Origin of the sequence: Aeromonas sp. QDB14, assembly GCF_027707845.1 — a bacterium.
In the GTDB taxonomy this organism is placed as follows: Bacteria; Pseudomonadota; Gammaproteobacteria; order Enterobacterales; family Aeromonadaceae; genus Aeromonas; species Aeromonas caviae.
Genome location: NZ_JAPCJD010000108.1, coordinates 1 through 11,075 on the forward strand (window position 1 = coordinate 1; position 11,075 = coordinate 11,075).

The 11,075-nt window shown below is 59.4% G+C and carries 10 protein-coding genes and 1 pseudogene; 3 read left to right on the forward strand and 8 right to left on the reverse strand.

Annotated features, from left to right (window positions below; translation table 11 throughout):
- Window positions 1-117: 117 nt before the first annotated feature.
- From nlpI to queA, 7 genes are all read right to left on the reverse strand, one after another.
- A complete protein-coding gene (gene nlpI / locus PG887_RS20695) occupies window positions 118-1,050 on the reverse strand; it encodes a lipoprotein NlpI (protein WP_280520777.1) in 933 nt (310 codons plus the stop codon).
- Between the two features lie 90 nt (window positions 1,051-1,140).
- Window positions 1,141-1,509: a rhodanese-like domain-containing protein gene (locus PG887_RS20700; RefSeq protein WP_039038735.1), complete on the reverse strand. Its 369-nt coding sequence runs from the start codon at window positions 1,507-1,509 to the stop codon at window positions 1,141-1,143.
- A gap of 100 nt (window positions 1,510-1,609) precedes the next feature.
- Entirely contained in the window at window positions 1,610-2,557 is a 948-nt protein-coding gene (gene secF, locus PG887_RS20705; protein WP_039038736.1) for a protein translocase subunit SecF, read from the reverse strand.
- Window positions 2,558-2,566: 9 nt separating this feature from the next.
- A complete protein-coding gene (gene secD, locus PG887_RS20710) occupies window positions 2,567-4,420 on the reverse strand; it encodes a protein translocase subunit SecD (protein ID WP_039038737.1) in 1,854 nt (617 codons plus the stop codon).
- An 18-nt stretch (window positions 4,421-4,438) separates the two neighbouring features.
- The gene (gene yajC / locus PG887_RS20715) at window positions 4,439-4,774 is read right to left on the reverse strand and encodes a preprotein translocase subunit YajC (RefSeq protein WP_010675070.1); all 336 of its coding nucleotides are present in this window, start codon (window positions 4,772-4,774) and stop codon (window positions 4,439-4,441) included.
- 50 nt (window positions 4,775-4,824) lie between these two features.
- Window positions 4,825-5,961 (reverse strand): tRNA guanosine(34) transglycosylase Tgt, encoded by a 1,137-nt coding sequence (gene tgt / locus PG887_RS20720; protein WP_010675071.1) that lies wholly within the window; start codon window positions 5,959-5,961, stop codon window positions 4,825-4,827.
- A 118-nt stretch (window positions 5,962-6,079) separates the two neighbouring features.
- Window positions 6,080-7,147 (reverse strand): tRNA preQ1(34) S-adenosylmethionine ribosyltransferase-isomerase QueA, encoded by a 1,068-nt coding sequence (gene queA / locus PG887_RS20725; protein ID WP_041215015.1) that lies wholly within the window; start codon window positions 7,145-7,147, stop codon window positions 6,080-6,082.
- Between the two features lie 211 nt (window positions 7,148-7,358).
- Here queA and PG887_RS20730 point away from each other — a divergent pair, with 211 nt between their 5' ends.
- The 3 genes from PG887_RS20730 to ahpF all read left to right on the forward strand — a co-directional run bounded on the left by PG887_RS20730 (window position 7,359) and on the right by ahpF (window position 10,730).
- Window positions 7,359-7,805, forward strand: coding sequence for a CBS domain-containing protein (locus tag PG887_RS20730; RefSeq protein ID WP_104454300.1), 447 nt, complete (start codon window positions 7,359-7,361; stop codon window positions 7,803-7,805).
- Window positions 7,806-8,434: 629 nt separating this feature from the next.
- Window positions 8,435-9,001, forward strand: coding sequence for an alkyl hydroperoxide reductase subunit C (gene ahpC / locus PG887_RS20735; RefSeq protein WP_010675074.1), 567 nt, complete (start codon window positions 8,435-8,437; stop codon window positions 8,999-9,001).
- Between the two features lie 142 nt (window positions 9,002-9,143).
- Entirely contained in the window at window positions 9,144-10,730 is a 1,587-nt protein-coding gene (gene ahpF / locus PG887_RS20740) for an alkyl hydroperoxide reductase subunit F (protein ID WP_104454301.1), read from the forward strand.
- A 68-nt stretch (window positions 10,731-10,798) separates the two neighbouring features.
- Here ahpF and PG887_RS20745 read toward each other — a convergent pair.
- Window positions 10,799-10,999 (reverse strand): annotated as a pseudogene (locus PG887_RS20745) (MFS transporter); the annotation flags it as partial.
- Window positions 11,000-11,075: the final 76 nt, after the last annotated feature.

Here is an 11,075-nt window from a genome sequence, read left to right on the forward strand (position 1 = left end):
TCCGGAACCAGTGATTGGTTCCGGATTGTCCTACAGCAGAAGGATCGGTCAATGGATCCTTAACTGATCAGCATTGCTCGTCAAGAGGCCTTTTTCATGGGGATCAAACCCTTTTAGTCACGCTTTGCCGCTCTTGCCCTGGGCTCCGGGTGGCTGGGGCTTGCGCGCCATCAGTTCCAGCTCCAGCAAGGCATAGCGATGCTCGATGAAGTCATAGACGTTGTTGGCCAGCGCCAGCTTGAAGTAGCTGATGGCTTCCTTGCGGTTACCCTTGGCCAGCTCGAACTTGCCGAGGTAGAAGTAGGTCTCGCACAGGCGCTCGGCGAGCTCCCTGTTGTCCTTGACCCCTTTCACCACGTTGCTCATCAACTGGGTGGCATTGATGTCGCCCGTATAGAGGCGCACCAGATCCCAGTTCCAGGCGTCGTCGTCATACTTGTTGAGCCGCTCGCGCATCCGGCTCATGGCCGCCGGTCCGTTGAGCTTCTGCTCGGCCAGATAGAGCCAGATCACCCGATAAGGGTCTTCTGGTTGCGCCTCGTAGAAGCGCTTCATATCCGCCGCGGCAAGCTCGGGGCGATTGCCGTAATAGAGCGCGATTCCCCGGTTGAGATAGGCGTAGTCGTAATCCGGGGCGAGCTCCAGGGCGGAGTCGAACGCCTCATAGGCCTCGTCGTAGTTCTGCTGTTGAACCAGATAGACACCGATGAAGTTGTAGGCCTCGGCAAAATCCGGCTTCTCCCGCAGGGCGCGGTTGAAGTCGAGTCGCGCCAGGGAACGCAAGCCCACCCGGTCAAACACCACGGCACGCTCATAGAAGAGTTCTGCCCGCTGTTCGGTCGTCAATTCCATTTCACTGAGCATCTGCCCGAGTCGCGCCAACGCCAACTCGCTCTGGTAGGAGACCTGCAAGGGGGTCGCCAATACCAGTGAAGCGGGTTGCGGCTTGGGAACTTGAGGCGCTTTTACCTGACTGCTACTGCTGCAACCCCACAAGGGGAGCAACAACAGGATACCCGTGAGGTATCCAATCCCTATCCTGACGTTCAATGAACACTCCGACGCTTACGCTTGACCCCGCATATGGTAAAGATCACGGGGCCGTTTGTCATGTGGCGCAGCCCCTCTCCCTCAAATAAATCAGGATTCGACAGGGTATCCGGCATCGCTCCAGCCGCGAAAGCCTCCATCGACGCTGACGACCCGGGAATAACCCATCTTCTGCAGATTATCCGCCACCAGGATGGAGCGAAATCCCCCACCACAATAGAGGTAGAGTTCGGTGTCGGGATCCGGATACCGGGTCTCGATGTCACGCTCTATCACCCCGCGCCCGAGATAGGTGGCCCCCGGCAGATGGCCCCTGGCCCACTCGCTCTCTTCGCGCACGTCGATCAGATGAAATGCTCGGCCCTCATCCTGCCAGCGCTTGATTTGATGCACATCGGTTTCCTGCACCTGCGGGCGGATGGCCTCTACCAGGGCCAGAAAACGGGGATTGTGTTGCATGGGCTTGCTCCTTGCTTTGGGTAATGGATGCTGGGTTGTGGGGAGCATCATGACTCACCCCGGCCACAAGAGAAAGGGCGCCTTGCGGCGCCCTTGTCTGTTACGGCAGGATCTCTTGCTGATCCGCGCCCTCTTTTTCCACCTGGGTCGGCAGCATGTGCTCCCGCTTGATCCCGAGGAACATGGCTGAGGCGCTCGCCACATAGATGGAGGAGTAGGTCCCGAAGGCCACCCCGATCACCATGGCGATGGAGAAACCGTGGATCAGAGGCCCGCCTTTGAGCAGCAGCGCCACCACCACCACGAAGGTCAACCCCGAGGTGATGATGGTCCGGCTCAGGGTCTCGGTCATGGAGAGATCCATGATCTCCGCGGTGTCCCCACGGCGTACCTTGCGGAAATTCTCCCGCACCCGGTCGAACACAACGATGGTGTCGTTCAGGGAGTACCCCACCAGCGTCATCAGCGCCGCCAACACGGTCAGGTCGAACTCGTACTGGAAGTAGGCAAAGATGCCGAGGGTGATGATCACGTCGTGAGCCAGGGAGAGGATGCCCCCCGTGGCCAGACGCCACTCGAAGCGCACCGCCACGTAGATCAGGATACAGAGGATGGAGGCCAGCATGGCCAGGGCACCGTCGGTGGCCAGCTCGTCACCCACGGAGGGACCGACGAACTCGACACGCTTGAGCACGGCGCTCTCGTCGACCAGCTTGGCGGCCGCCAGGACCTCGTTGCCCTGCTGCTCGACCTTGACGCCCTCTTGGGGGGCCATGCGCACCAGCACATCACGGCTGGAGCCGAAGAACTGCAGGGTCGCCCCGTCAATCTTCTGCTGATCCAGCGCCTCGTGCATCTTGTCCAGGCTCACCGACTGCTGGAACCCCACCTCGATGGTGGTACCGCCGGTGAAGTCCAGCCCCCAGTTCAGGCCACGATCGTACAGAACGTAGAGGGCGAGCACCGTTACCAGAGCAGAGAGGACCATACCCAGCTTGGCGAAACGCATGAAGGGGATGGGCTTTTCAAAATGTAGAATTTGAAACATGTCTCTTCCTTAGATCGGCAGCTTGTCGATGCGCCGTCCACCCCAGGCCAGGTTGATGATGGCGCGGGATACCGTGATGGCAGTGAACATGGACGCCGTCAGGCCGATCCCGAGGGTCAGGGCGAAGCCCTTGATGGCACCGGTACCGATACCGAACAGGATCACGCAGGTGATGAGCGAGGTGACGTTGGAGTCGGCGATGGTGGAGAAGGCGCGGTCAAAGCCCAGGTGAATGGCTTGCTGCACCCCGCGACCATTGCGGATCTCTTCACGAATACGCTCGTAGATCAGCACGTTCGCATCCACCGCCATCCCCAGCGTCAACACGATACCGGCGATGCCCGGCAGGGTCATGGTGGCCCCCGGGATCATCGACATGATACCGACGATGAGCACCAGATTCATGGTCAGCGCCAGATTGGCCACCCAGCCGAAGGCACGGTAGTAGATCCCCATGAAGAGCACGATCACCAGCATGGCCCAGCCGATGGCTTCCATCCCGCTGTCGATGTTCTGCTGACCCAGGCTCGGGCCTATGGTGCGCTCTTCGACGATCTGGATCGGGGCAATCAGGGCACCGGCACGCAGCAGCAGCGCCAGGTTGTGGGCTTCGTTGGCGTTGTCGATCCCGGTGATGCGGAACTGGCTACCCAGGCGAGACTGGATGGTGGCGACGTTGATCACCTCCTCCTGCTTGCGGAACTTGCGCTTGCCGTCCGGGCCAGGCTGACCCACCGGCTTGTACTCGATGAAGACGGTCGCCATGCCTTTGCCAACGTTGTCCTTGGTAAAGTTGGCCATCTTGTTGCCACCCTGACCATCGAGCTTGATGTTGACCTGGGGACGGCTGTATTCATCGAAACCGGACTGGGCACCCACGATGTGGTCACCGGTCAGGATCACGCGCTTTTGCAGTACCACGGGACGACCGTTGCGATCGTTGTAGACCTTGGAGCTCGGCGGCACGCGGCCTGCGGCAGCGGCCTGGATATCGGCAGCCTCATCGACCATGTGGAACTCCAGGGTCGCGGTGGCACCCAGGATCTCCTTGGCACGGGCGGTGTCCTGGATCCCCGGCAGCTCGACGATGATGCGCTCACCGCCCTGCTGCTGGACCAGCGGCTCGGCCACACCCAGTTCGTTCACCCGGTTGCGGATGATGGTGATGTTCTGCTCGAGGGCATACTTCTTCACCTCTTTGACCTTGGCTTCGCTCAGACTGGCCAGCAGGATGAAGTCATCCCCTTTCTGGTCGGTGGTGAAGACAAGATCCGCATTCTGGCGACGCAGGAAGGAGAGTGCCTTGGCCTGATCGGCCTCGTCACGGAAGACCACCTGCACCTGATCCCCGACCCGGCGTACACCGGAGTAGCGGATCTTCTGGGTGCGCAGCTCGGCGCGGAAATCCTGCACCATCTGTTCCTGCTGCTTGGCCAGCGCTTCGGCCATGTCCACTTCCATCAGGAAGTGCACACCGCCCCGCAGGTCAAGACCGAGCTTCAGGGGCGCCGCGCCGATGGCCTCGAGCCAGGCGGGGGTGGACGGTGCCAGGTTGAGGGCGGTGATGAAATTGTCGCCCAGCTTGTTGGCCACGATGTCGCGCGCCTTGAGCTGGTCTTCGGTGTTGTTGAAACGGATCAGGATGAAGCCGTGCTCGAACGCCGCATGCTTGACCGGGATCTTCGCCTCGTCGAGGGTTTCCTTCACCTGATCGAGGGTTTCTAGTTTGACTTCGGCACCACGGCTGGCAGAGACCTGCAAGGCCGGGTCTTCGCCGTAAAGATTGGGGGCTGCATATAGAAAACCGATGGCGATCACGACGATCACCATCAGGTATTTCCACAGCGGATAGCGATTTAACACGCTGTGCTCCTCGGGAGATTAGAGGGACTGGATAGAACCCTTGGGCAGAACGGCAGAGACGAAGTCACGCTTGATGGTGACCTGGGTCTGATCGTTCAGGGCCAGCACAATGTAGTCGCTGTCGGCGGAAACCTTGGCGATCTTGCCGACCAGGCCACCGGAAGTGAGCACTTCGTCGCCCTTGGAGAGGGAGCTCATCAGATTGCGATGCTCCTTGGCACGCTTGGCCTGGGGACGGTAGATCATGAAGTAGAAGATGAGACCGAACACGGCCAGCATGATGATCATTTCCATGCCACCACCCTGTGCTGCCGGAGCCGCGCCTTCTGCATACGCCTTGGAGATAATGCTCATTTAACAACCTCTTATTGATGTAGATTTGAATACTAACTTATATGTCGTTGTTATTTCACGTCATTTTCAGCCAGTGGAGGCACAGGCTTCCCTTGCCGACGGTAAAACTCAGTTACAAAGTCGTCTAATTTACCCTGCTCGATCGCGTCCCGCAAACCCTGCATCACGCGCTGGTAATAACGCAGGTTGTGGATGGTATTCAGACGGGCACCGAGGATCTCGTTGCACTTGTCCAGATGGTACAGATAGCTGCGGGTGTAGTTCTTGCAGGTGTAGCAATCGCAGTCCGCATCCAGGGTGCTGGTGTCTTCCCGGTACTTGGCGTTGCGGATCTTGACCACGCCATCGGTGGTAAAGAGATGACCGTTGCGGGCGTTGCGGGTCGGCATCACGCAGTCGAACATGTCGATACCGCGGCGCACCCCTTCCACCAGATCCTCCGGCTTGCCCACCCCCATCAGGTAGCGCGGCTTGTCGGCCGGAATTTTCGGGCAGACATGGTCAAGGATGCGATGCATGTCCTCTTTGGGCTCACCCACGGCGAGACCGCCGACCGCGTAACCGTCGAAGCCGATCTCAAGGAGACCGTCCAGCGACACATCCCGCAGCGGTTCGTAGACAGAACCCTGGATGATGCCGAACAGGGCGTTCTTGTTGCCGAGCGCATCGAACTTGTCACGGGAGCGCTTGGCCCAGCGCAGGGACATCTCCATGGACTTGCGCGCTTCCTCGTAAGTGGCCGGGTACGGGGTGCACTCGTCGAAGATCATCACGATGTCGGAACCCAGATCGTACTGGATCTCCATGGACTTCTCGGGATCGAGGAAGATCTTCTCGCCGTTGATGGGATGACGGAAGTGCACCCCCTCCTCGGTGATCTTGCGGATGTGCCCCAGACTGAATACCTGGAAACCACCGGAGTCGGTCAGGATCGGCCCCTGCCAGTTCATGAAGTCGTGCAGATCGCCGTGGGCGCGCATCACTTCCTGACCCGGGCGCAGCCAGAGGTGGAAGGTGTTGCCAAGCAGGATCTGGGCACCGGTCTCACGCACCTCTTCTGGGGTCATCCCCTTGACGGTGCCGTAGGTGCCGACCGGCATGAAGGCCGGGGTCTGGACCACGCCACGCTCGAACACCAGTTGACCGCGACGGGCACGCCCATCGGTGGTTTTCAATTCAAATTTCATTGCTACCTCTATTCAGTCAGAGAAACAGTCTGACAACAAAGGGCCCGAGGGGCCCGGTAATATGAAGCCGGCCGGCATACTGACAAGCAGAGCCTGAACGACTTCTGAAGGGCAAGGCTTAACCCTGCACCCGGCGACGGGTGACGAACATGGCGTCCCCGTAGCTGAAGAAACGGTACTGTCCCGCCACGGCGGCCTGATAGGCGGCCATCACGTTGTCATAGCCGGCAAAAGCGCTGACCAGCATGATCAGGGTGGATTCGGGCAGGTGGAAGTTGGTGATCATGGCATCGACCACCTGGAACTCGTAACCGGGGAAGATGAAGATGTCGGTGTCATCGAAGAAGGGCGCCAGCGGCTTGCCCTGGGCCAGGGTCGCCTTGGCTGCGCTCTCGAGGGATCGTACCGACGTGGTCCCCACCGCAACCACCCGACCGCCGCGGGCGCGGGTCGCCGCGATGGCATCCACCACCTCCTGGGGCACTTCGGCGTATTCCGAGTGCATGTGGTGATCTTCAATCTTGTCGACGCGCACCGGCTGGAAGGTGCCCGCCCCCACGTGCAGGGTCACGAAGGCCATCTCCACGCCCTTGGCACGGATCTGCTCGAGCAGCGGCTCGTCGAAGTGCAGACCGGCGGTCGGCGCCGCCACGGCACCCGGCTTCTGGTTGTAGACGGTCTGGTAGCGCTCCTTGTCGGCATCCTCGTCGGGGCGGTCGATGTAAGGGGGCAGCGGCATATGGCCGATGGCATCCAGAATGGTCAGCACAGGGCGCGGGTCGAGGAAGTGGATCTCGAACAGAGCGTCGTGGCGGGCACGCATCTCGGCCTCGACGGGCACGCCGTCGGCACCGCCATCCAGAAGGAGACGGGTACCTGGCTTGGGGGACTTGGACGAGCGGACGTGCGCCAGCACGCTGTGCTCGTCCAGAATGCGCTCCACCAGCACCTCCAGCTTGCCGCCGCTGGCCTTCTGGCCAAACATGCGGGCCGGAATGACCCGGGTATTGTTGAACACCAGCAGATCGCCGGGGTTGAGCTGGTCAAGCACATCGACAAAATGACCGTGGCGCAGGGCGCCGGTTTGACCATCGAGCTGCAGCAGGCGGCTGGCGGTACGCTCCGCCATGGGGTAGCGGGCAATCAGCTCGTCTGGCAGATCAAAATGAAAATCGGATACTTGCATCTTTCACCTCGGGGGAATCGGCGGCTAGTCTAGTTATCCCCCTCTTCCAAGGCAACCCAAAAGACTAAAAACCCAAGGAAGACAAGGGATAGCGGGCCATTTTGTGAGGTTGGGCCCGTTAAAAAACCTTTAAGGTTTTGTATTGACCCCGATCATGTTCTGGCGACGGGGGCTGGGCTAGGGTGGAAGCAGACACACAAGGAGGCCCACCATGATGACCCTCTCCGAGATCATGACTGAACACCCCTTTACCCTGGGTCCGGAAAACAGCGTCAAGCAGGCGATGGAGCTGATGCAGCAGGAGCGGATCCGTCACGTTCCCATCGTCGATGAACACCAGCATCTGCTCGGTCTGGTCACCCTCTCGGACATCCTGGCCACCCGCGAGTCCAAAATGCTGCTGATCAATCCGGAGCGGGAGGCAGAGTTCACCGACAGCGTCCAGCTCGACGAGATCATGACCCGTCAGGTGGCAAGCGTGGATCCCCACGCCGGCATCAAGGAGGCGGCCCTGTATCTGCAGCGCCACAAATATGGCTGCCTGCCGGTACTCAAGGGGCGCAAGCTGGTTGGCATCGTCACCGAGTCGGACTTCATCGCCGTGGCCATCAATCTGCTGGAGCTGATGGAGGAGCAGGAGCCCCCAACCGACTTTTGATCTTAAAATTCTGTAATAAAATTACAATAAAAGCGTTTTCAGCCTAATTTAACGGCTATTCAAGTGAAACACTTTCAATTTGACTGTAAAATTACACCACAAAACTTGCGTTGTGACATTCATTACACTATGATGCCCACCATGCAATGGTTGCCGAAGAGGAGGTGAGGATTGTGCACCCGCCATCTTCTCTTCATATGTCTGCAAGTTTGCACACCCCGTAGTTAGTCTTTGCTGTAAAGCATATTTATCGCCATTCCTTGTTTGATGACCCGGCCCTGTCTGTGCGACGGCGCCGGGATTTTTTTATCCCTCTTTTTTCTACTGCGCCGCCTCGTCTGCCCCCTTCTCTGCTCACGCAATGAAAACAAATCCGGCCCAGCCCTTGAAAATGTGACATGCAGGACAGAAATTGAACTTCGACAATGAGTTATCTCCGAAGGCCTGAGATATTCATGTTAGGTACAGTTGTGATGGTCTATCTAATAAATAGATTTATGTAATTCAAAATTGTGGCTTTGACCGATTAGAAAAAGTCACTATGATGACTCCATCGAAAGTTAAGCGCCTCGTCTGGCACGACTCTTCAACACCAGACAGGCATATGTACATCACCAAGGAGCAAATACATGTCTACCTACATCAACACTGAAATCAAGCCGTTCAACGCCACCGCCTACCACAATGGCAAATTCGTTCAGGTGTCTGACGCTGACCTGAAAGGCAAGTGGTCCGTGGTGTTCTTCTACCCGGCTGATTTCACCTTCGTCTGCCCGACCGAGCTGGGCGACCTGGCCGACAACTACGCCGAATTCCAGAAGCTGGGCGTCGAGATCTACGCCGTCTCCACCGACACCCACTTCACCCACAAGGCCTGGCACGACACTTCTGACACCATCCAGAAGATCCAGTACCCGATGATCGGCGACCCCACCGGCACCATCACCCGCAACTTCGGCGTGATGATCGAAGAAGCTGGCCTGGCTGACCGCGGTACCTTCGTCATCGACCCGCAAGGCGTCATCCAGATCGTTGAAATCAACGCTGGCGGCATCGGCCGTGACGCACTGGAACTGCTGCGCAAGGTCAAGGCTGCCCAGTACGTTGCTTCCCACCCGGGTGAAGTGTGCCCGGCCAAGTGGAAAGAAGGCGACGCCACCCTGGCCCCGTCCCTGGATCTGGTAGGCAAAATCTAAGCCTCCCCGCTCTGAAGACCGGCCCGTTCAAGGGCCGGTCTTGTTTACGGCCCTCAGAAAATGCGCCGGTCTGCTGTGTGGACCTCTGTTTTCTGTATCCGGTCATCGTGCCGACCCGCATTCAGCAAGAAGGAATTCGACCATGTTAGATACCAACCTCAAACAACAACTCAACGGTTACTTGCAGTACATCGTCAATCCCATCGAGATCAGCGTGTCCGGCAATGACAGCGACAAATCCGCCGAACTCCTGGCATTGGCCAGCGAGATCGCCGAGATGTCCCCCAAAATTTCCCTGACCGATGGCACCAATGCCCGCAAGCCTTCCATGAGCATCGCGCCCCAGGGCCAGGCCCCGCGCGTGCACTTTGCCGGCATTCCCATGGGTCATGAATTCACCTCCCTGGTGCTCGCCCTGCTGCAAAGCGGCGGTCACCCCTCCAAGGCCGATCCGGCCGTGCTGGAGCAGGTGAAGAACCTCAAGGGCGAGTTCCACTTCGAGACCTATATTTCCCTCTCCTGCCACAACTGTCCGGACGTAGTACAGGCCCTGAACCTGATGTCCACCCTGAACCCCGGCATCACCCACACCATGATCGACGGTGCCCTGTTCCAGGATGAGGTGAACGAGCGTCAAATCATGGCGGTCCCGAACGTCTACCTGAACGGTCAGCCGTTCAGCCAGGGCCGCATTTCGCTGGAAGAGATCGTTGCCAAACTCGACACCGGCGCTGCCGAGCGCAAGGCGCAAGAGCTGAGCGAAAAAGCGCCTTATGACGTGCTGGTGGTGGGCGGTGGCCCGGCCGGTGCCGCCGCGGCCATCTATGCCGCCCGCAAAGGCATTCGCACCGCCATTGTCGCCGAACGTTTCGGTGGCCAGGTGATGGACACCGTCGGCATCGAGAACTTCATCTCCGTGCCCTACACCGAGGGCCCCAAGCTGGCAGCCAGCCTGGAGCAGCACGTCAAGCAGTACGGTGTGGAAGTGATCACCGAGCAGCGTGCCGCCGCCATCAGCAAGGATGGTTACGTCAACGTGGACCTCGCCTCCGGTGCCACCTTGAAGAGCCGCGCCGTGATCCTGGCGACCGGTGCCCGCTGGCGCGACCTGAACGTGCCGGGCGAACTCGAGTACCGTACCAAGGGTGTGGCCTACTGCCCCCACTGTGACGGCCCCTTCTTCAAGGGCAAGCGCGTGGCGGTGATCGGTGGCGGCAACTCCGGCATCGAGGCGGCCATCGATCTGGCCGGCATCGTCGAGCACGTCACCGTGGTGGAGTTCGCCGATACCCTGCGTGCCGACGACGTGCTGCAGAAGAAGGCCCGCTCCATGGGCAATATCGACATCATCATGAGCGCCCGCACCACCGAAGTGATCGGCGACGGCAGCAAGGTGGTGGGCATGGACTACGAAGATCGCACTACCGGCGAGATCAAGCACCTGGCCGTGGCCGGCATCTTCGTCCAGATCGGTCTGGTGCCGAACACCGAGTTCCTCAAGGGGAGCGAAGTGGCCCTGACCCGCTTTGGCGAAATCGAGATCGACACCAAGGGTGCCACCTCCCTGCCCGGCGTCTATGCCGCAGGGGATGCCACCACGGTACCGTTCAAGCAGATCATCATCTCCATGGGGGCAGGTGCCACCGCCGCCCTGGGTGCGTTTGATTACCTCATTCGCAACCCGGCGCCGGAAGCACAATCTACCCAGGCCGATGCCGTGACAGCCTGATAACCGCCCAACAAAAAACCGACTCCCTGGAGTCGGTTTTTTTATCCCTGTCGTTGGGTCGGCAGCCTTCAACGCCCTTGCGGCGCGTCCCTCTCCTGCCCCTCTTCACTCACCGCTCTCTCTTCTGCATCAGGCGCGGCATAGCTCGCCGGCACTGCCTCCCCTTCCAGATCCGTTCTTGGCTCCAGCTCCGCCGTCATGGGGGTGTTGGGGGGCACAGGTATGAAAACCTGGTGCTCCGTCAGCGGAATGGGGGCTCGCTTACGCCTGTATGGAGATGGTATTCACCTGACAGTTGCCCACAAAAGGGAGTGGTCATACGGCTTCAAACCGGATAACAAAACG

Coding starts and splice junctions, on each gene's coding strand:
- PG887_RS20700 (WP_039038735.1), bottom strand. CDS start 1,509: ATGCAACACAATCCCCGTTTTCTGGCCCTGGTAGAGGCCATCCGCCCG.
- secF (WP_039038736.1), bottom strand. CDS start 2,557: ATGTTTCAAATTCTACATTTTGAAAAGCCCATCCCCTTCATGCGTTTC.
- yajC (WP_010675070.1), bottom strand. CDS start 4,774: ATGAGCATTATCTCCAAGGCGTATGCAGAAGGCGCGGCTCCGGCAGCA.
- tgt (WP_010675071.1), bottom strand. CDS start 5,961: ATGAAATTTGAATTGAAAACCACCGATGGGCGTGCCCGTCGCGGTCAA.
- queA (WP_041215015.1), bottom strand. CDS start 7,147: ATGCAAGTATCCGATTTTCATTTTGATCTGCCAGACGAGCTGATTGCC.
- PG887_RS20730 (WP_104454300.1), top strand. CDS start 7,359: ATGATGACCCTCTCCGAGATCATGACTGAACACCCCTTTACCCTGGGT.
- ahpC (WP_010675074.1), top strand. CDS start 8,435: ATGTCTACCTACATCAACACTGAAATCAAGCCGTTCAACGCCACCGCC.
- ahpF (WP_104454301.1), top strand. CDS start 9,144: ATGTTAGATACCAACCTCAAACAACAACTCAACGGTTACTTGCAGTAC.